General features: G+C 72.4%; 22 protein-coding genes. 9 read left to right on the forward strand and 13 right to left on the reverse strand.

Features of this window, described 5'->3' with window-relative positions:
* Positions 1-10 precede the first annotated feature (10 nt).
* The 5 genes from OG570_RS35560 to OG570_RS35580 are packed head-to-tail and all read left to right on the forward strand — an operon-like array spanning position 11 to position 4,004.
* A complete protein-coding gene (locus tag OG570_RS35560; RefSeq protein WP_326953284.1) occupies positions 11-1,081 on the forward strand; it encodes a TetR/AcrR family transcriptional regulator in 1,071 nt (356 codons plus the stop codon).
* Between the two features lie 21 nt (positions 1,082-1,102).
* On the forward strand, positions 1,103-2,383 hold the full coding sequence (locus OG570_RS35565) for an RNA polymerase sigma factor (protein WP_326953285.1): 1,281 nt from the start codon (positions 1,103-1,105) through the stop codon (positions 2,381-2,383).
* Positions 2,380-3,183, forward strand: a complete 804-nt coding sequence (locus tag OG570_RS35570) for an alpha/beta fold hydrolase (protein ID WP_326953286.1) — start codon at positions 2,380-2,382, stop codon at positions 3,181-3,183. The genes OG570_RS35565 and OG570_RS35570 overlap by 4 nt, the downstream gene beginning before the upstream one ends.
* A complete protein-coding gene (locus tag OG570_RS35575; RefSeq protein WP_326953287.1) occupies positions 3,184-3,519 on the forward strand; it encodes a YciI family protein in 336 nt (111 codons plus the stop codon).
* Positions 3,519-4,004 (forward strand): GyrI-like domain-containing protein, encoded by a 486-nt coding sequence (locus OG570_RS35580; RefSeq protein WP_326953288.1) that lies wholly within the window; start codon positions 3,519-3,521, stop codon positions 4,002-4,004. The genes OG570_RS35575 and OG570_RS35580 overlap by 1 nt, the downstream gene beginning before the upstream one ends.
* Before the next feature lie 54 nt (positions 4,005-4,058).
* Here the strand turns inward: OG570_RS35580 and OG570_RS35585 are convergent, their stop codons facing one another.
* Entirely contained in the window at positions 4,059-4,511 is a 453-nt protein-coding gene (locus OG570_RS35585; protein ID WP_326953289.1) for an anthrone oxygenase family protein, read from the reverse strand.
* Between the two features lie 17 nt (positions 4,512-4,528).
* On the reverse strand, positions 4,529-5,350 hold the full coding sequence (locus OG570_RS35590; RefSeq protein ID WP_326953290.1) for an NmrA family transcriptional regulator: 822 nt from the start codon (positions 5,348-5,350) through the stop codon (positions 4,529-4,531).
* Between the two features lie 82 nt (positions 5,351-5,432).
* On the opposite strand from OG570_RS35590, the gene OG570_RS35595 reads away from it, so the two are divergent.
* The gene (locus OG570_RS35595) at positions 5,433-6,377 is read left to right on the forward strand and encodes an AraC family transcriptional regulator (RefSeq protein WP_326953291.1); all 945 of its coding nucleotides are present in this window, start codon (positions 5,433-5,435) and stop codon (positions 6,375-6,377) included.
* Here the strand turns inward: OG570_RS35595 and OG570_RS35600 are convergent.
* The 5 genes from OG570_RS35600 to OG570_RS35620 all read right to left on the reverse strand — a co-directional run bounded on the left by OG570_RS35600 (position 6,337) and on the right by OG570_RS35620 (position 10,194).
* Positions 6,337-6,771, reverse strand: a complete 435-nt coding sequence (locus OG570_RS35600; protein WP_326953292.1) for a YybH family protein — start codon at positions 6,769-6,771, stop codon at positions 6,337-6,339. The two genes, OG570_RS35595 and OG570_RS35600, sit on opposite strands and share 41 nt — an antisense overlap.
* Positions 6,768-7,196 carry an SRPBCC family protein gene (locus OG570_RS35605; RefSeq protein ID WP_326953293.1) on the reverse strand — a complete coding sequence of 143 codons (429 nt, stop codon included), beginning with the start codon at positions 7,194-7,196 and terminating at the stop codon, positions 6,768-6,770. The genes OG570_RS35600 and OG570_RS35605 overlap by 4 nt, the downstream gene beginning before the upstream one ends.
* Complete coding sequence (locus tag OG570_RS35610) at positions 7,193-7,537, reverse strand: ArsR/SmtB family transcription factor (protein ID WP_326953294.1); 345 nt, start codon at positions 7,535-7,537, stop codon at positions 7,193-7,195. Before OG570_RS35610 ends, OG570_RS35605 begins: the two co-directional genes overlap by 4 nt.
* Positions 7,538-7,561: 24 nt before the next feature.
* Positions 7,562-8,617, reverse strand: a complete 1,056-nt coding sequence (locus OG570_RS35615) for a hypothetical protein (protein WP_326953295.1) — start codon at positions 8,615-8,617, stop codon at positions 7,562-7,564.
* Positions 8,618-9,273: 656 nt separating this feature from the next.
* Complete coding sequence (locus OG570_RS35620) at positions 9,274-10,194, reverse strand: class I SAM-dependent methyltransferase (protein WP_326953296.1); 921 nt, start codon at positions 10,192-10,194, stop codon at positions 9,274-9,276.
* Between the two features lie 137 nt (positions 10,195-10,331).
* Between OG570_RS35620 and OG570_RS35625 the strand changes: the two genes are divergently transcribed.
* The 3 genes from OG570_RS35625 to OG570_RS35635 are packed head-to-tail and all read left to right on the forward strand — an operon-like array spanning position 10,332 to position 12,420.
* The gene (locus OG570_RS35625) at positions 10,332-10,829 is read left to right on the forward strand and encodes a pyridoxamine 5'-phosphate oxidase family protein (protein WP_326949613.1); all 498 of its coding nucleotides are present in this window, start codon (positions 10,332-10,334) and stop codon (positions 10,827-10,829) included.
* A 32-nt stretch (positions 10,830-10,861) separates the two neighbouring features.
* Positions 10,862-11,269, forward strand: a complete 408-nt coding sequence (locus OG570_RS35630; protein WP_247051783.1) for a YciI family protein — start codon at positions 10,862-10,864, stop codon at positions 11,267-11,269.
* A 5-nt stretch (positions 11,270-11,274) separates the two neighbouring features.
* Positions 11,275-12,420 carry an RNA polymerase sigma factor gene (locus OG570_RS35635; protein WP_326960257.1) on the forward strand — a complete coding sequence of 382 codons (1,146 nt, stop codon included), beginning with the start codon at positions 11,275-11,277 and terminating at the stop codon, positions 12,418-12,420.
* On the opposite strand, the gene OG570_RS35640 is transcribed toward OG570_RS35635, so the two are convergent.
* Genes OG570_RS35640 through OG570_RS35665 form a run of 6 tightly spaced genes read right to left on the reverse strand, consistent with a single transcriptional unit; the run spans position 12,409 to position 17,987 of the window.
* The gene (locus OG570_RS35640; RefSeq protein ID WP_326953297.1) at positions 12,409-13,041 is read right to left on the reverse strand and encodes a 3,4-dihydroxy-2-butanone-4-phosphate synthase; all 633 of its coding nucleotides are present in this window, start codon (positions 13,039-13,041) and stop codon (positions 12,409-12,411) included. The two genes, OG570_RS35635 and OG570_RS35640, sit on opposite strands and share 12 nt — an antisense overlap.
* 16 nt (positions 13,042-13,057) lie before the next feature.
* Positions 13,058-14,830, reverse strand: a complete 1,773-nt coding sequence (locus OG570_RS35645) for a gamma-glutamyltransferase family protein (RefSeq protein ID WP_326953298.1) — start codon at positions 14,828-14,830, stop codon at positions 13,058-13,060.
* 1 nt (position 14,831) lies between these two features.
* The gene (locus OG570_RS35650; protein WP_326953299.1) at positions 14,832-15,692 is read right to left on the reverse strand and encodes a PhzF family phenazine biosynthesis protein; all 861 of its coding nucleotides are present in this window, start codon (positions 15,690-15,692) and stop codon (positions 14,832-14,834) included.
* Positions 15,693-15,702: 10 nt separating this feature from the next.
* The gene (locus OG570_RS35655; RefSeq protein ID WP_326953300.1) at positions 15,703-16,566 is read right to left on the reverse strand and encodes an LLM class flavin-dependent oxidoreductase; all 864 of its coding nucleotides are present in this window, start codon (positions 16,564-16,566) and stop codon (positions 15,703-15,705) included.
* A 3-nt stretch (positions 16,567-16,569) separates the two neighbouring features.
* Positions 16,570-17,484, reverse strand: a complete 915-nt coding sequence (locus OG570_RS35660) for a hypothetical protein (protein WP_326953301.1) — start codon at positions 17,482-17,484, stop codon at positions 16,570-16,572.
* Positions 17,481-17,987 carry a VOC family protein gene (locus tag OG570_RS35665; protein ID WP_326953302.1) on the reverse strand — a complete coding sequence of 169 codons (507 nt, stop codon included), beginning with the start codon at positions 17,985-17,987 and terminating at the stop codon, positions 17,481-17,483. Before OG570_RS35665 ends, OG570_RS35660 begins: the two co-directional genes overlap by 4 nt.
* Between the last annotated feature and the right edge of the window lie 196 nt (positions 17,988-18,183).

Here is an 18,183-nt window from a genome sequence, read left to right on the forward strand (position 1 = left end):
AAGGAGGACGATGGCCGGACTCAGCAGAGCGGAAACGCAGGTGCGCAACCGCGCGAAGGTGCTTTCCGCCGCCCGGGACGAGTTCGCCCGGCGCGGCTTCCGCGACGCCAAGATCGACGTCATCGCCGAGCGCGCCGAGCTCACCCGCGGCGCCGTCTACTCCAACTTCCCCGGCAAACGCGCTCTGTACTTCGCGGTACTGGCCGACCTCGCCGAACACGCACCCCGGCCCGCCACGCCGCCGTCGCACCCCAGCGCGCCGGACGCCCTGGCCGCGTTCGCCCGCGCCTGGGTCGCCCGGCTCCCCCTGGCCACCGACAGCGACAGCGAGGACGCCCGGCTCACCCGCGACCTGCTGCCGGAGATCCTCGCCGACGAGCACACCCGCCGGCCGTTCGCGCAGCTCATGCGGGTCGACGCGATCCTGCTCGGCCTCGCCCTCGAACGCCTCCGCCCGGGCGGACGCCTGGTGCGCGTCGCCGAAGCCGCGTTGACCACGCTGCACGGCGCGAGCCAGCTCGCGGCCGCCGCACCGGGCTTCGGCGAGCCGTTCCACATCGTCACCGCCTGCGAGCGGCTCCTGGAGCTGGGCCTCGACGACGACTGGCCCGCCGAGCCACCGATCACCTCCCAGCCCCGGCGCGTCGACGAACCGTGGCACCCGCCCGCCGGGACCGACCTGCTCACCGGCGAGACCGTCCGGCCCGGCGACGGCGTCGTCACCGTCCTCGGCCTGCACCGTGCCGCCGCCTTCGAGGAAGCCGTCCGCACCGGGGCCGACGTCACCGTCGCGCTCGTCACCAGCGACCCCGGCGAACTCGCCCCGCTGACCCGCCTCGCCGTCGCCGACCTGCGCGGCTGCCTCGACCAGGCTGTGGCGCCGCCCCGGGAGCCGCGGCTGCGGATCGTCTGCGACGCCTCGGGCACGCTCGCCGCGGCCGCCGGTGTCACCGCGGTCAGCGACGCCACCGAAACCGCCGTCCGCGTCGAAGGCGGCCGGATCGTCGTGCGCGCCGATGGGTTCGGCGCCTGCCACGCCGTAGCTGTCGAATCGGGGCCGGGCCGTTCGTCGGGACGGTGACAGCAACCGGGAGGAGTGGTGGTGGACGTCGAGACGGCCGTCGCCGAGGCGTTTCGCGAGGAGTGGGGCCAGGTCGTGGCCACGCTCATCCGGATCACCGGCGACTGGGACCTCGCCGAAGAGTGCGCGCAGGAGGCCTTCGCGCTTGCCCTGCGCACCTGGCCCCGCGACGGCGTCCCGAAGCGGCCCGGCGCCTGGCTCACCACCACCGCGCGCAACCGCGCCACCGACCGGCTCCGGCGCGAGACCCTCGGCGCCGCCAAGCTCCGGGAGGCCGGCCGCATGCACATCCCCGAAGACCCCGACGTCTCCGACGACAGTGATGTGCCCGACGACCGGCTGCGGCTGATCTTCACCTGCTGCCACCCGGCGCTGGCCACCGAAGCCCAGGTCGCGCTCGCGCTGCGCACGCTCGCCGGGCTCAGCACCGCCGAGATCGCCCGCGCCTTCCTCGTCCCGGAAGCGACGATGTCGCAGCGGCTCGTGCGGGTGAAGCGCAAGATCCGCCACGCCCGGATCCCCTACCGCGTCCCGCCCGCGCACCTGCTGCCCGAACGCACCGCCGCCGTGCTCGGCGTGCTCTACCTGACGTTCAACGAGGGCTACTCCGCCACCGCCGGGCCCGACCTGCTCCGCCCCGACCTCGCCGCCGAAGCCGTCCGGCTGGGCCGCGTCCTGGCCCGGCTGATGCCCGACGAACCCGAAGTCCTGGGCCTGCTCGCGCTGATGCTGCTGCAACACGCCCGCCGCACCACCCGCGTCGGCCCCGACGGCGAACTCGTGCCGCTCGAAGAGCAGGACCGCACGCGCTGGGACACCGCGCTGATCACCGAAGGCACGCAGCTGCTGGAGACGGCGTTGCGGCGCCGGCAGCCCGGGCCGTACCAGATCCAGGCCGCCATCGCGGCCTGTCACGCCACCGCCGCCACGCCCGCCGACACCGACTGGGCGCAGATCGCCGGCCTCTACCGGGAGCTGCGGAAGTTCGTCCCCAGCGCGATCGTCGCACTCAACCGGGCGGTCGCCGTCGGCATGGCCGACGGCCCCCTCGCCGGGCTCGCCCTCCTCGACGAACTGACCGAGGCGCTCGAGGGCTACCACCTGCTGCCGGCCACTCGCGCCGACTTCCTCCGCAGGCTGGGCCGCCACGACGAGGCCGCACACTGGTACGCCACGGCCCGGGACCTGGCCACGACCGCTGCCGAGCGCAGCTACCTCACCCGAAGAATTTCCGAAACGGTGTCTGTTCCGGCCGATCCCATCCGTCGGGTAGGCGAACCCCGATCCGAGGAGACGCCATGACCACCCGCACCCTCGCCGTACCCGGCGCCCGCATCACCTACGACGTCACCGGCAGCGGCCCCGTCCTGCTGCTGATCCCCGGCGGCCCCGCCGACGCCACCGGCTTCGCCCCGATCCGGCCGCTGCTGGCCGAGGACCACACCGTCGTCACGTTCGACCCCCGCGGCATCTCCCGCAGCCCCCTCGACGGCGAACCCGGCGACCACACCCTCCGAGAGCACGCCGACGACGTCCACCGCCTGCTCGCCGAGATCGGCGACGGGCCGGCTGAAGTGTTTGCCAACAGCGGCGGCGCCATCACCATGCTCAACCACGTCGTGCGCCACCCCGGCCAGGTCCGCACCGTCGTCCTGCACGAGCCGCCGGTCACGCGGTACCTCGGCCCGGGCGTGCTCGACGGCCCCGACATCCCGGCGATCTACCGCGAGCACGGCATCGGCGCCGCCATCGGCGCGTTCGCGAAGATGAGCGGCTTCGACATCACCCCGCCCACCGACCCGACGCCCGAAGAGCTCGCCCGGATGAAGGTGATGGAAGGCAACTTCGCCTACTTCTTCGGCCACCTCATGGCCGCCATCGGCGCCTACGACCCGGACCTCGACGCCCTGCGCGCGGTGACCACCCGGCTGGTCGTCGGCGTCGGCGAGAAGGCCGTCGGGCTGCCCGCCCACGAAGCCGGCCTGGGCCTCGCCGCCGACCTCGGCCTGACCGCCGAGCCGTTCCCCGGCGACCACGGCGGGTTCCTCGCCGAGCCTGCCGCCTTCGCTGTGCGCCTGCGTGAAGTCCTGGAAGGACGTTGAATGCAGTACCTGCTCATGATCTGCGGCGACGAAACCGCCGAAGGACACCAGTACGACGGCTGCGACGGCTGGGGTGAAGACCTGGACCGCCGCGGCAAGATCCGCGGTGGGGGCGGCCTGCGCCCGCCGTCGGAAGCCACCACCATCCGCGTCCGCGACGGCGAGGTCCTGCTCACCGACGGCCCGTTCACCGAGGCCAAGGAGCAGGTCGGCGGGTACGTCGTCCTCGACTGCGACGACCTCGACGAAGCCCTGGAGATCGCGGCCAAGCACCCCGCGGCGACCTACGGCAGTATCGAGGTCCGCCCGATCCGACCGGCCGAGGAGTTCGCCTGATGCCGTCCGTCGTGGACCTGCCCGCCCAGCGCTACGTCGCCGAGCGCGCCACGCTCGGCATCGCGGAGTTCCCGCGGATCGCCGACCGGCTGCCGCCGTTGATCGGCACGCTGGCCGGGCAGGGGATCGCCCTGGCCGGCGCGCCGTTCTTCCGCTACCGCGTCATCCACCCCGGGATGCGGTTCACCGTCGAGGCCGGCGTCCCGATCGCGGGCGACTTCGCCCCGGCGGAACCGGCGTTCACCGACGAGCTGCCGGCCGGGAAGTACGTCCTCGACACCTACGTCGGCGCGCCCGACGGCTTGGCCGCCGCCACCGCGTCGGTGCTGGCCTGGGGCGCGGAGCAGGGCGTCACGTGGGACCGCACCGAAGGACCCGACGGCGAGGAATGGGGCTGCCGCCTGGAAGTGCTGCGCACCAATCCGCTGGAGGTACCCGACCCCGCGCAGTGGGTCACCGACCTGCTCTTCCGCCTCACCGACTGACGTGCCTCGTGAGTGCGTAACAGTGTTCTAACACTGTTACGCACTCACGAGGGGTCAGCCACGGCGGGTGAGGACCGCGGCGACCAGGCAGCCGAAGCCCGCCGTGCTCGTGAGGGTGCGCAGTACGTTCCAGCGCACCCACGACGTCTCGAACTGCGCCCGCAGCGCCGCGTAGTCGTCGCCGCCGTTCTCCAGCGCGTTGTTGAGCGGGATGTTCAGCGTCGCGGTGATCACCAGCGTCGCCACCAGGAACACGAACCCCGCGATCACCCACGGCCGCGGCCCGGGGTTGAGGAAGATCGCCACCCCTGCCAGCAGCGGCGCGCCCAGGAACGTCAGCATGAAGACCGGGTTGACGATCGCGACGTTGATCCCGCGCATCGCCTCCACGAACGTCTTGTCGTCACCGCGCGCCAGGCCCGGCAGCACCGAGCACGAGTAGGCGTAGAACAGCCCCGCGAGCAACCCGGCCGCGACCAGCGCGGCCACCAAAACCACCGTCGACATCGGTGTCACCTTCCCCTTCACCGGGCCCAGACCCCGGTCGCCGCCGCGTCCCGCGCGAAGTCGGCGAAGTCCGTCGCCGGGCGGCCCAGCACCCGGTCGACGTCGTGCGTCACCGACTCGTTGCGCCCGTCGAGCACCCGGGCGAACAGCTCCGTCAGCGCCTCGGCTTCCGCCGTCGGCACGCCGTAGCCGACGGCCGCGGCGGCGTAGTCCTCGGCGGAAACCGGAACATAGCGGACATCCCGCCCCGACGCGGCCGCAATGTCCGCGGCGGCGTCGGCGAAGGTCAGCAGCCGTGGCCCGGTCAGCTCGTACAGCCGGCTCGTGTGGCCGGGTTCGGTCAGCACCTTCACCGCCACGTCAGCGATGTCGCGGACGTCGAGGAACGGCTCGACCACCATCCCCGCGGGCAACGCGATCTCGCCGCCGCGGACGGCGTCGAGCAGGAAGTGCTCGCTGAAGTTCTGCGCGAACCAGCTGCAGCGCAGGATGGTCCAGCCGATGTCGGCCGCGGCGACGATCCGCTCGCACGCCTCGGCCTCCTCCTCACCGCGGCCCGAGAGCAGCACCAGGTGCCGGACGCCCTCGGCGATGGCCAGCTCGGTGAACGCGCGGATGTCGTCGACCGCGCCGGGCACGACCAGGTCGGGGTAGTAGGTCAGGTAGACGGCGTCGATGCCCTCGAGCACCGGCGCCCAGGTGGCGCGGTCGGCCCAGTCGAACGGCGGCGCGCCCCGCCGGGACGTGATCCGCACCGGCAGGTCACGCTCCCGCAGCCGGTCCGCCACCCGGCGGCCGGTCTTGCCCGTGCCGCCCACCACAAGGAAGTTCGTTGTCATGGCCGTGAGTCAACCGGGCCACGGTGAGACTCTCCATAGTTCACAGCCTCGATGGCATGTGCCAGCGTCTACACTCGGACGCATGGATCCGCTCGCCGCCCTGCTCGACGGCCCCCGCGCGCACGGCGCGTTCCTGCTGCGGTCGGTACTGACCCCGCCGTGGTCGCTGCGCATCGAAGACCGGGCGCCGCTGACGGTCGTGTCGGTGGTGCGCGGCGAAGCGTGGATCGTGCCCGACGGCGGCGAAGCCGTCCAGCTGCGCGAAGGTGACGTCGCGATCGCGCGCGGCCCGGACCCGTACGTCGTCGCCGACCACCCCGGGACACCGCCGCAGGCGATCATCCTGCCGGGGCAGGAATGCCGCACGCCCGACGGCGGGCACCTCACCGACTACGCCGACCTCGGCGTCCGGACCTGGGGCCACGGCACCGACGGCCCGGTCGTGCTGCTGACCGGCACCTACGGCATGGAAGGCGAGCTCAGCAAACGGCTCCTCGCGGCACTGCCGGTGCTGATCGTCCTGCGCGCCACCGACTGGCCGACGCCGCTGGTCGGGCTGCTCGCCGGGGAGATCGGCCGGGACGTCCCGGGTCAGGAAGCCGTCCTCGACCGGCTGCTGGACCTGCTGCTCATCGCGGCGCTGCGAGCGTGGTTCGACCGGCCCGACACCAGCGCGCCCGCCTGGTACCGAGCGCACGACGACCCGATCGTCGGCCAGGCGTTGCGGCTGCTGCAGCACCAGCCCGCCGAGCCGTGGACGGTCGCGAAGCTCGCCGCCGACACCGGCGTCTCCCGGGCCGCGCTGGCCCGCCGGTTCGCCACGACCGTCGGCGAGACCCCGATGGCCTACCTGACCGGCTGGCGGCTCGCCCTGGCCGCGGATTTCCTGCGCCAGCAACGGGAAGCAACGATCGGCGCGGTCGCCCACCAGGTCGGCTACGGCAGCGCGTTCGCCCTCAGCACGGCCTTCAAACGCGAGTTCGGCGTCAGCCCGCAGCAGTACCGGACCCGGGCCGCAGCCGGGTGAGTGCTTCGCCGGTGGCGCCGTCGAACGGGACCGAGCTGTGCTCGTGGACGATCTTCCAGCCGTCATCGTCGCGGCGGAGCCCGGCAGTCGAGCGCACCCACATCGCCACGGCGGTTCCGTCGAGCATGGTGCCGCGCACGCGGAACAGGTAGGACGCGAAGGCGACATCGCCGTCGGCGACGACCTCCAGGTCGCGAATGTCCAGCTCGATCGCGGATCGGTAGACGCCGAACCACTCCCGCAGCCGGGCCCGTTCCGCTTCACGGCCCGTGTCGCGCAACGGACCGACCGCGTCGAACAGCGTGACGTCCTCGGCGTAGCAGGCCAGGAGTGCGTCGAGGTCCTTCGCCGCTACGGCCGCGACGCGGGACTCGATCAGCGCCCTCGGGGTCACTTCAGCTCCTCGCCCAGCTTGTCCAGCCAGTCGCCGGTGCCCTGCTCGCGCCAGGCGGGTTCCTCCGCGCCGTCGAGGAAGGTGCCCTGCTCGGTGAGGACGAGGCGGGTGCCGGCGGCGTCGGGGAGCAGCTCGATCGTCGTCGTCGAGACGGTGGCGAGGGTGTCGCCGCCGGTCAGCGTGGTGGAGTAGACGATCCGCTCGTCGGGGACGATGTTGTGGTAGGTCGAGGCGGCTTCGAGCTTGGTGCCGTTCGGCGCGGTGCCCGTGGTGACCTCGCTGCCGCCGGTGCGGAAGTCCAGCGCGTGGGTTTCCCCGCCGAACCAGCGGGCCTTCGCCGCGGGGTCCGCCCAGGCGTCGAACACCCGCGCGGGTGTCGCGGCGTAGGTGCGTTCCAGGGTGAACGTGCTGTGCGTGACGGTCATGAGGACGTTCCTTCCGAGTCACCCGGCTCGAGGAAGTCCCCGAGCCGGTCGAGCTTGCTCTCCCACTCGGTGCGCTGGTGCCCGAGCCAGTGCTCGCCGGCGCGCAGCACCTCCGGCACGATCCGGCAGGTGCGCACCCGGCCGACCTTCTCCGAGCGCACGATCCCGGCCGTTTCGAGCACCTGCAGGTGCTGCACGACAGCGGCGAGCGACATCGGCAGCGGCGCGGCCAGCTCGCTGACCGACGCCGGACCGCGCACGAGCCGCTCCACCAGAGCCCGTCGCGTCCGGTCCCCCAAGGCGCGGAACACCAGGTCCAGCGACTCGTCATGGTTAAGCATGTACTTAAGTTAGGCTCGCTCGGCTCATTGGTCAAGTAACTGCTTAAGTGTTGCTGAGACTTCTTCAGCCTTCAGGGCTGCGCGGACCTGGCTCAGCCGGTGGTCGGCGGCGTCGGCCCGGGCGGTACTGGCGCGCAGCTCGGCGCCCAGGTTCGTGGTGGTCTCGTGCATGGACCGGACGGTCTGCTCGTGGGACGCCTGCACCTCGGCGAGCCGCTGGTCGAAGCCGGCGCGGAGCCGTTCGACGTCGGCCTGGGCCCGGTCCGCGGCTTCCTGACGGGCCTTGGCGTGCTCCTCGCGCGCGGCGTCGAGCTTCTGTGAGACGGCTTCTGCTCGGGTTTCGGCAGCCTCCGCACGGACGGTCGCGGCTTCCGCTCGCACGTTGGCGTCCTGACCACGGCCGCGTTCGTCGTCGAGCGCGGTCCGGGTGGCGGCGAGTTCGGCGGTGACGGTGGCGATGGTCGTGGCCCGCTCCCCGGCGAGGGTCGCGGCGGCCTCGGCCCGCTCGGCGACGCGGGCGAGCTCATCCCGCACGGCGGCCAGCTGCCCCTCGGCGCGTTGCTGCTCCTGCACGGCGGCCTTCCGGACGGCGCGCTCCTGATCCCGTTCCCGACCGGCGGCGGTCTTCTCCTTCTCGGCGACGGCCGCCTGCCGCACGGCTTCTTCGGCGACGTCGCGAGCCTGGGCGGCTTCGGCGTCGGCCCGGCCGCGCTGGAGCCGGTGCTCGTCGGCCTCGGCCAGAGCGGCGTCCCGCTCGGCGAGGGCGGTGGTGGTGGTCGCTTCGAGCTGGTGGCGCAGCGTCGTGAGCGTCTCGACGAGCCCGCGGGCCGGTTCGAGCACCCGGTCGACCTGCCCGGACAACGCCGTGACGGCCGTGTCGTCGAGCGCCGTGTCGCTCTCACGCAGGGACTCGGCGTCGGCCAGGACGGCTTCGGCGTCACGGCAGGTGAGGTTCCGCCGCCCCCAGGTCTTCCCGTCCTGGCAGAACCGCGCCCGGCTCCCCCGGCCCACGGCGGGCGGCAGAGCCGCTCCGCAGCGTCGGTACTCGCAAACCCGGGCTTGACCAGCATCTTCCGTCATGGTCAAGACCCTATCAAACCTTCTGATTAGAACTAGAAGCGGCTGTTCAAAATCAAAAGATAGCTACCAGTGTGCTTAAGTTCGGATAAGGTTACATATCCAAACTCAGATGAGCCTGGAGAAGCCTTGAGGCTTGGAGGGGCGCAAAGAGGCGCTCAAAAACTAGGACCCCCCTCCCCGGGGCCCGCACACACCGCCGGACGGAGCGACGGCCAACGCGCGCCGCTCGATGACGGAGGCCGCGATCTGCCCCATCCCCCACGCGCTGATCGGGTCTGCCGCGGCTTGTCGTGAGTGTTTAGGAGGGTTAGAACCCTCCTAAACACTCACGACCGGTACCGGTGTGGCGCGTGTGACTTCTGGTGCGGTGGGGTTGGCCTGCGATGGCTGGGTGCCGGACCTGCGTGATGCGGGCCGGTGTTCCGATGGGTGGCGGAACACCGGTCCGCTAGTAGACGACTGTCGCGACGGTGCGGAACTGCCACGTGCCGAACGCCAGCCACACGATTCCGGCTGAACACAGATGACAAGCCGCGGCAGACCCGGCAACACGCCAGCCTCAGCAACCCAGAGCGCCAGCCGGACCGGTTGGTCACCAAAGCAGGTCCGCTCCAGCCCGGCTGAGCACTCACGATCCCTCGGCAAGGCTGTGGGTGCTAGTTCGGCGGCTCGTTGAGGGTGCCGCTGATGTAGCGCACGTTCCCCAGCCGCAGGCCGTCGGCCTTCAGGGGTGGGAGGTTGACGGCGGCCAGCAGGTCTCCGACCGTGCTTCCGGACAGGGCCCAACCCAGGCCCGCCAGGTAGGGCGCCGCCTCGTTGCGGTCTCCGAAGTAGCGCAGCTTGGCCATGCCCGGGTCGAAACCGCTCTCGCGCCAGCGCTCGGAGACGCGGTCCAGGCTTTCCTTCGTCCGGTCCTCCTCGCCCGGCTTCGGGTTGGGGCGGCTTTCGGTGGCCACGCGGCTGCCCGGGGCGCTGAGTTCGGTGATCGTGTCCAGCAGGCTGTCCTGGGCCTCCGGTGGCAGGTAGCCCAGCAGGCCTTCGGCGCTCCACGCGGTCGGCCGCGTCGGGTCGAAACCGGTTTCACGCAGGGCGGCCGGCCAGTCGTCGCGCAGGTCGGCCGCGGCCACTCGCCGGTCGGCGGTGGGCTTGGCGCCCAGCTCGGCCAGTGCGCGGGTCTTGAACTCGACGACCTGCGGCTGGTCCAGCTCGTACACCACGGTCCCGGCCGGCCAGGGCAGCCGGTACGCGCGGGAGTCCAGCCCCGAGGCCAGGATCACGACCTGCGTGATGCCCGCGTTCGCCGCGTCGAGGAAGAAGTCGTCGTAGAACTTGCCGCGGACCTTGGCCACGTCGATCGCCACCTGCTCGACCAGGTCGCCCGGCGGCAGCTCGCCGGACGCCAGCCGGGTGAGCAGGTCGACGCCGACCGCCCGGACTAGTGGTTCGGCGAATGGGTCGGCGAAGAGCGAGCTGTCCTCGCGGGTCGCGATCGCCCGGGCCGCCGCGGCGGCGGTGGCCGTGGTGCCGACGCTGGACGCCAGGTCCCAGGTGTCGCCGTCCTGCCTGGTGGAAGTCATGTTCTGCCCCCGTCTTCGGTTGGAGTCGCCGCACTCTAGGACGGGCCGCGAAAAATTTCGGGACCCGTCCCCCGCGGTGATGTCGAGAATGCGGGACCGGCTCCGTCCCAGGGGCGACAGCGACCACTGGAGGAACCGTGCACCAGACCGAGATCACCGAGATCCTGAACCGCCCGTACAGCCAGGAGCTGCTGGGCCGCGACCTGACCCGGCTGGCCTACGTCGCCAAGGACGGCACCCCGCGCACCATCCCGATCGGGTTCACCTGGACCGGCTCGCAGATCGTCCTCTGCACCCCGAAGAACGCCCCCAAGCTGCACGCCCTGCGCGCCAACCCGGCGGTCGCCCTCACGATCGACACCGAGGTGCACCCGCCCAAGATCCTGCTCATCCGCGGCCAGGCCGAACTGGACGTCGTCGACGGCATCCCGGAGGAGTACCTGCAGATGAACGGCACCTACGAGATGACGCCGGAGCAGCGCGTCGAGTGGGAGGCGGAGGTGCGTGACCTCTACGACGGTATGGTCCGGATCGTCGTGACCCCGACCTGGGCGAAGCTCATCGACTTCGAGCAGACCCTGCCCAGCGCCGTCGAGGAGCTGATGCACGAACGTGCCGCGCGGCAGAGCGCCTGAACCCCGAAGACCACCTCGCGAAGGAGATCACCGTGACCAAGTACCTGCTGCTCAAGCACTACCGGGGCGCCCCGGCCGCAGTCAACGACGTCCCGATGGACCAGTGGACGCCGGCGGAGCTCACGGCCCACGTCCAGTACATGCAGGACTTCGCCGACCGGCTCGAGAGCACCGGCGAGTTCGTCGAACACCGGCCGCTCTCCCCCGACGGCACGTTCGTCCGGTCCGACGGCGAGGGACGGCCGCCGGTCACTGACGGGCCGTTCGCGGAGACCAAGGACCTGATCGCCGGCTGGACGATCATCGACGTCGACAGCTACGAGCGGGCGCTCGAGCTGGCCGGCGAGCTGTCCGCCGCGCCGGGTGCCGGCGGGACGCCGATCCAGGAGTGGCTCGAGGTGCGCCCGTTCCTGACCGCGCCCCCGACGATCACGGAGTGACGTCCGTGGACGAAGCCCTGCTGCGGACCCTCACCCCCACCGTGCTCGGCGTCCTCGTCCGGCGCGGCGCCGACTTCGCGGCGGCCGAGGACGCCGTGCAGGACGCCCTGATCGAGGCGCTGCGCACGTGGCCGGACGAGGTGCCGCGCGACCCGCAGGGCTGGCTGATCACCGTGGCGTGGCGCAAGTTCCTCGACGCCACCCGCGCCGAGACGTCCCGGCGGCAGCGCGAGGAACGCGTCGACGACGAGCCCGCGCCCGAGCCGGGCGCGGCCGTGGACGACACGCTCCAGCTGTACTTCCTGTGCGCGCACCCGTCGCTGACGCCGGCGTCGGCCGTCGCGCTCACGCTGCGCGCGGTCGGCGGCCTGACCACGCGCCAGATCGCGCAGGCCTACCTCGTGCCGGAAGCGACCATGGCCCAGCGGATCAGCCGGGCCAAGAAGACCGTCTCGGGCGTCCGGCTCACCCGGACCGGCGACCTCACCACGGTGCTGCGCGTGCTCTACCTCGTCTTCAACGAGGGCTACGGCGGTGACGTCGACCTCGCCGCCGAGGCGATCCGGCTCACCCGCCAGCTGGCGATCGGGACCCACGACGAAGAGGTCGCGGGCCTGCTCGCGCTCATGCTGCTGCACCACGCCCGGCGTCCCGCGCGGACCGGGCCCGACGGCAGCCTCGTACCGCTGGCCGAGCAGGACCGCAGCCGCTGGAACACCCGCCTGATCACCGAGGGCGTCGACATCCTCCAGACGGCGTTGACCGGCGACCGCCTGGGCGAGTTCCAGGCCCAGGCGGCGATTGCCGCGCTCCACGCGGATGCCCAGACGGCCGAGGAGACCGACTGGGTGCAGATCGTCGAGTGGTACGACGAGCTGGTGCGCCTCACCGGCAGCCCGGTGGCCCGGCTCAACCGGGCCGTCGCGGTCGGCGAGGCCGACGGCGCCCGCGCCGGCCTGGCGGCGCTGGCGGATCTCGACCCCGCGCTGCCGCGCTACACGGCCGTCTCGGCGTACCTCCACGAGCGCGACGGCGACGCGGCGGGCGCGGCCCGGCTCTACGCCGAGGCCGCGCGGGCGGCGGCCAGCGTGCCGGAGCGCGACCACCTCACCCGCCAGGCGGCCCGGCTCAATGCCCGGCTACGCGGCTGAAGCCAGCCGGGTCCGGAACCCGCGCAGCATCGCCAAGCTCACCGCCGGTAGCGCGCATTCGCCGCGTAGCCGGTCCAGCTCTTCCGGCTTGGCGAGCCGCGTCGGGTCGAGGGGGCTGACGATGTGCGTGTACACCGCTGCCGGGCCGCAGTGGGCCAGGTCCGCCAGGTCGGACGCCGCTTCGGGGAAGCCGGCGTGGCCGACGACGCCGTCCGGGTGGGTCGCGCGGGTCATCACGTGTCCCGGCCGCTGGAAGTCCGTCGGGCCCGCGGACGAGTCGGCCAGCCGCGAGAGGGTCGTCGCGCGGTCGGTCGCCGAGATGCCCGTGGTGATGCCGTCCGCGGCGTCGACCGTGACGCAGTAGTCCGACGGCTGCTCGAACTCGCCCCACATCCTCGGCAGGCCCAGGTCGTCGCAGCGGCTCCGGGGCAGGGCCGCGATCAGCAGACCCGAGCCGTGCCGGACCAGGAACGCCACCCCCGACACCGAAACCTCGGCCAGTGGCAGCACGAACACGGCTTCGCGTCCGTTGTGGACGACCGCGGGCCGGCCCCGGCCCAGCTCGTCGGTGACTTCGGCCAGCGCACGCCGGCTCGGGGACAGTTCCAGTACGGACTTCACCACGACACCTCCGGTCTCAGCGGGCGACGGCGTAGGCCTGCTGCCCGCGCGGGCTCGCCGCGGCCAGGACGAGGTCGCCGTCGAACCCCGTCGCGCAGACCTTGCCCAGGGACTTGTCCGGGGCGAGGGCGACGTCGTGGCCGCGCGCCCGCAGCTCCGCGACCACCTCCGGCGGGCAGCTGTTCTCCACGACCAGCCGGTTCGGGCGGGCCGAGCGCGGCGCGAACGACGAGGGCACCTGGTCGGTGTGGAACGCCCGCTGCTCCACGGCCGCCTGGGGCCGCAGGCCGCCGTCGACGTGGCTGACGAAGAAGTTCAGCGTCCACTGGTCCTGCTGATCACCGCCCGGGGTGCCGAACGCCAGGTGCGGCCGCCCGTCCTTGGTGACCAGGGTCGGGCTCAGCGTGGTCCGCGGGCGCTTGCCGGGCGCGACCGTGTTCGGGTGGCCCTCGTCCAGCAACGCCATCTGCCCGCGGGTGCCGAGCGGGAAGCCGAGGCCGGGGATGACGGGGGAACTCTTCAGCCAGCCGCCGCTCGGCGTGGCGACGACCATGTTGCCGTCGCGGTCCGACGCGCTGATGCAGCACGTGTCGCCCTTGGCCGCGGTCAGTTTGACGACCGCCGGGATCCCGTCGGCCAGCTGCGCGCGCCAGTCGGTGTCCGGCTCGCCGGGCAGCGGCGGTTCCGGGAACCAGCCGTCCATGCCGGGACGCAATGAACCGCACGCCTTCCTGCCGATCAGCTCACGCCGGGCCGCGGCGTACGCCGGGTCCAGGAGCTCCTTGAGCGGGACGTCGGTGTGGGCCGGGTCGCCGTAGAAGGCCTCGCGGTCGGCGAAGGCGAGCTTCGCGCTCTCGACGACCGTGTGGAGGTGGTCGGCGCCGCCGTGGTCCATCGCGGCCAGGTCGAAGCCTTCGAGCAGGCCCAGCTGCTGGAGGAACACCGGGCCCTGCGACCACGGGCCGGCTTTGTGCACGGTGTGGCCGCGGTAGTCGGCGCTGACCGTTTGCTCGATGGTGGGCCGCCACGCGGCCAGGTCGTCGCCGGTGAGCAGGCCGCTGTTGCGGCGGCCGGTGGAGTCGAGCGGCTCCGCCGTGGCGAGGAAGTCGGCGATCGTCTCGGCGACGAACCCTTCGTAGAACACGGTGATCGCGGCGTCGATCCGGTTCTCGCGCCCGCCCTTGGCGGCGTCGGCCTCGGCGACGATCCGCCGGTAGGTCGCGGCGAGCGGTTTGTTGCAGATCCGCGCGCCGGGCTTCGGCGACCGGCCACCGGGCAGGTACACCTCGCCGGAGCCGGTCCACTCCTCGCGGAACAGCGGTGCGAGGACGTCGATCATGTCCGCCGCCTTCGGCAGCAGCGGGTACCCGTCTTCGGCGTAGGCGATCGCCGGGGCGAGGACGGTGCCGAGGTCGAGGCGCCCGCGGTCGCGCAACAGCCGCAGCCACGCGCCGAACGCGCCGGGCACGACCGCCGGGAGCAGGCCGGAGCCGGGGATGGCGTCGACGCCGCGGTCGCGGAACGCCTGGGGCGTGGCGGCTTCCGGCATCGGGCCCTGGCCGCAGATCACCTCGACCTCGCCGGTCGCGCCGTCGTGGACCAGGATCGGGACGTCGCCGCCCGGGCCGTTGAGGTGCGGTTCGACGACCTGGATGACGAACGCCGCGGCGACGGCGGCGTCGAAGGCGTTGCCGCCCAGGTCGAACATCGCCGTCCCGGCGGCGGAGCCGAGCCAGTGCGTGGACGAGACGGCACCCCGGGTGCCGAGCAGTTCGGGTCGGTCGAGCACGTCAGCTTCCCTTCTCGCGGTCCGGATCGGCCAGCTCGCCTGTGCCCGCGGGCAGTACGGCGCCGGAGACCGACGCCGACACCGGCCGGCCGTCGGCGACCTGGACCGAGCCGGACAAAGTGGACGGACGGCCTTGTTCGTGGCCCTGGTGCAGGGTGAAGTCGCCGCCGGCGAGCCAGCCCGCCTCGACGAGCCAGACGCCCAGGCCGAGCGCGGCCGACGAGCAGGCCGGGTCCTCGGGCATCCCGTAGCCCGGCGCGAACAGCCGACCGTGCGCGGTGCGGGTCGCCGGGTCCCAGCTGAACACCAGGACGTCGGCGAGGTCGGCGGCCGCCATCCGCGCGAAGTCGGGCTTCGCCGCGGCGACGGCGTCCGCGCGCACCGGTAGGAAGTGGAACGCCGGGCCGAACCCGCACGCGAAGGGAAGGGCGCCGCCGGCCGCGGAGGCGGGCAGGCCGACGGCGCCGAGCAGGACCCCGGCATCCAGCTTTTCGCTGGCCAGGGGGTCGTTCGCGGTGATCTTGCCCGCCTCGGCGGACACGTCCAGGGGCAGCAGCTTCGGGCCGCACTCCTGCACGACCCGCCCGGCGGGCACCAGGCCCAGCCGCGCGAGCGTCACCGCCGTGCCGACGCTGGAATGCCCGCCGAACGGCGACTCCGCCTCGGGTGTGAAGACGCGGACGCGGTAGTCGGCGCCGGTCCCGGTCGGGGGCAGCACGAACGCCGTCTCGGTGTGGTTGATCTCGCGGGCCAGCGCCTGCATCCCCGCCGTGTCGAGGTCACCGGCCCGCGGGACGACGCCGAGCGCGCTGCCGGCGTAGACGTGGTCGGCGAACATGTTGACGATCTCGTACGCGGGCATGCTGCTCCTTTCAGGCCAGGTCCAGCTCGTCGAGGACCCGCTCGTCCCCTTGGTAGGGCTCGGACGGCCGGGGCCAGTGCACGACCAGGTCGGTGAAGCCGAGGTCGGCGAACGTGCCCGAGGCGTCCCGGAAGGACTGCGCCGAATCCAGCACACCCCCGACGGTCGCGCCCGTCACCAGCAGCTTCCCCACCGCCGCCGGCTCGCGGCCCGCCGCGGCACAGGCGTCTTCGAACGCCCGGAGCTGGTCCTTCAGCTCCGGCACGACCAGGTCCCAGCGCCGCGCGTCGAACCGGCCCGGCGCCCCCGCGGTGATCCACGTTTCGGCGTACCGCGCGGCCAGGCCCATCGCCTTCGGGCCGGTCGCGGCGACCGCGAACGGCAGCCGCGGGCGCTGCACGCAGCCCGGCACCATCCGGGCGCCTTCGCAGCGGTAGTACTCGCCCTCGTACGACGTCACCGGCTGCCGCAGCAGCAGGTCCGTCAGCTCGAGGAACTCCGCGAACCGCCCGGCCCGGCTGCCTTCTTGTTCAGCGCCGAAGACGCTCTCGTCGTACCCGCCGGCCCCGGAGCCGACGCCGCAGATCAGCCGTCCGCCGGAGATGTCGTCGAGCGTCATCAGCTCCTTGGCGAAGGGCACCGGGTGGCGGAACGTCGGGGTGGCGACGAGCGAGCCGAGCCGCATCTTCGACGTCACCCCGGCCGCGGCGGTCAGCGTCGGCAGGCAGCCGAACCACGTCTCGTCGCGCAGCCAGCGCCACATCAGGTGGTCGTAGGTCCAGGCGTGGTCGAACCCGAGCTCTTCGGCGCGGCGCCAGCGGTCCCGCGCGGCGGACCAGCGCTGCTCGGGCAGCAGGACTATGCCGTGGCGCACGGCTCAGTCCGCCGGGGAGCCGGCCGCGCACGCCGCGACGTCGGCGAGGAGGCCGACGAACCCGGCCTCGCAGGAGCGGACCTCGGGACTGGTCAGCTCGGCCGGCGGGTCCTCGGCGTCGGACACCGCGTCGACGCCGTTCTGCGTGACGTCCAGCGCCACGGCGTTGAGCCGGCGCAGCAGCTGGGCCACGACGTCCGGCAGCGACGTCGGCGCTCGCAGCGTCATGAAGTAGTTGTCGTAGACGACGCTCAGCACGTCCGGGTGCGGCGCCTCGGCCGCGCCCGCCGCGTCCTGCAGCAGCGACCGGCCACTCGGCACCAGCTTGGCCGCGATCCCGCCGTGGACGCGCTGGTAGAAGCCGACTTCGTCGCGCAGGGCCTGGACGCCGGGCGAGTCGTCATCGGGCAGGCCCTTGCCGCGGTAGAGATCGCGGACGGGGGCGAAGTCCGGCGCCCACGTGCCGCTGAACCCGCGGTGCTGCAGGAACATGCTCGGCCGGATGACCTCGTGGTAGACGTCGATCGGCGTCGAGCTGGTGTAGAGCAGCATCGCGCTGAAGCCGCGGGTGAACAGCGCCGCCGAGGCCAGCGCGGCCTCGCGGTCACGCTCGCCGCGTTCGGCCATGGCCAGTTCGCGGGCGACGAGCTGCCACAGCACGAACGTCACCTGGTGGCCGGTGATCCAGCGGAACCAGTACAGCCGGTCGGACGACTCGACGGGTTCGACCGGGCCCGGCACCCCGCTGCGCGAGATGTGCTCCAGGTGGGTGCACAGCCCGGCGAAGCGGGAGCAGGGGCCGTCGCCGCCGGGCTCGGTGCCGGCGTCCGGGATGGTCAGCGGTTCGAGGCCGTAGGGGAAGTCGCCGAAGTCCCACCCCTCGCGCACGGGGACCCCGGTCAGCACGGGAACGGTCATGACGCGGCCTCCGGAATCCAGGTGAACTCGTATTCGAGGCCGTTCACGTCGAATACGTAGAAACTCTGCACGCCGTCGTCATCGGTGACGATCTCCGTCGCCGGTTCGTCACGCGTGAAATGGAATCGGCCGGATTCGTACAACCGGGTCCAGTGCCGCTGCCACGCGGACATTTCCGCCGGCGAGCCGACCTCCATGCAGACGTGCTGGAATTGCGCGTTGCCGGGCTCGGGCGGTTCACTGCCTTCGCCCGCGCGCTCGAAGAGGTGGAACCGGGTGCCGCCGGCCCGCAGTTCGACGAGCTTGACGATGCCCGGCAGCCGGCTGGTGGTCAGCTCGGAGAACTCGTCGAGGTTCCAGTTCTCCTTGCAGCCGAAGAACTCCTGGTACCAGGAGACGCAGTTGGCGAGATCGGCGGTCTGGATCCCCAGGTGGTGGAACGCGGCCGCGCGGAGCGGGGCAAGGCGGGGCGACTCGAGGGTCGCCACGGCGTTCTCGGACATGTCGCCATCCTTTCTTCCGGCGCCGGGAAAGCATTCCCAGACGGCGCCTCGGAGAGTGGCCTTGATCGATCATCGGGGGCGGCGGCGAAACAACCGCCCGATCTCCTTCGACACTACAGTGGTTGCCTCCAGGAAATCAACCTGACGAGAAAAATAATCCATTATCCCTATAGCCGCGCGCCTTCCTCAAGTAACA

Source organism: Amycolatopsis sp. NBC_01286 (assembly GCF_035982555.1).
In the GTDB taxonomy this organism is placed as follows: Bacteria; Actinomycetota; Actinomycetes; order Mycobacteriales; family Pseudonocardiaceae; genus Amycolatopsis.

Excerpts from the sequence above, each read along its gene's own strand:
- OG570_RS35650 (WP_326953299.1), bottom strand. The coding sequence starts at position 15,692 with ATGCCCGCGTACGAGATCGTCAACATGTTCGCCGACCACGTCTACGCC.
- OG570_RS35575 (WP_326953287.1), top strand. The coding sequence starts at position 3,184 with ATGCAGTACCTGCTCATGATCTGCGGCGACGAAACCGCCGAAGGACAC.
- OG570_RS35570 (WP_326953286.1), top strand. The coding sequence starts at position 2,380 with ATGACCACCCGCACCCTCGCCGTACCCGGCGCCCGCATCACCTACGAC.
- OG570_RS35585 (WP_326953289.1), bottom strand. The coding sequence starts at position 4,511 with ATGTCGACGGTGGTTTTGGTGGCCGCGCTGGTCGCGGCCGGGTTGCTC.
- OG570_RS35560 (WP_326953284.1), top strand. The coding sequence starts at position 11 with ATGGCCGGACTCAGCAGAGCGGAAACGCAGGTGCGCAACCGCGCGAAG.
- OG570_RS35610 (WP_326953294.1), bottom strand. The coding sequence starts at position 7,537 with ATGCTTAACCATGACGAGTCGCTGGACCTGGTGTTCCGCGCCTTGGGG.
- OG570_RS35590 (WP_326953290.1), bottom strand. The coding sequence starts at position 5,350 with ATGACAACGAACTTCCTTGTGGTGGGCGGCACGGGCAAGACCGGCCGC.
- OG570_RS35620 (WP_326953296.1), bottom strand. The coding sequence starts at position 10,194 with ATGACTTCCACCAGGCAGGACGGCGACACCTGGGACCTGGCGTCCAGC.
- OG570_RS35660 (WP_326953301.1), bottom strand. The coding sequence starts at position 17,484 with ATGACCGTTCCCGTGCTGACCGGGGTCCCCGTGCGCGAGGGGTGGGAC.
- OG570_RS35605 (WP_326953293.1), bottom strand. The coding sequence starts at position 7,196 with ATGACCGTCACGCACAGCACGTTCACCCTGGAACGCACCTACGCCGCG.
- OG570_RS35595 (WP_326953291.1), top strand. The coding sequence starts at position 5,433 with ATGGATCCGCTCGCCGCCCTGCTCGACGGCCCCCGCGCGCACGGCGCG.
- OG570_RS35615 (WP_326953295.1), bottom strand. The coding sequence starts at position 8,617 with ATGACGGAAGATGCTGGTCAAGCCCGGGTTTGCGAGTACCGACGCTGC.
- OG570_RS35580 (WP_326953288.1), top strand. The coding sequence starts at position 3,519 with ATGCCGTCCGTCGTGGACCTGCCCGCCCAGCGCTACGTCGCCGAGCGC.
- OG570_RS35665 (WP_326953302.1), bottom strand. The coding sequence starts at position 17,987 with ATGTCCGAGAACGCCGTGGCGACCCTCGAGTCGCCCCGCCTTGCCCCG.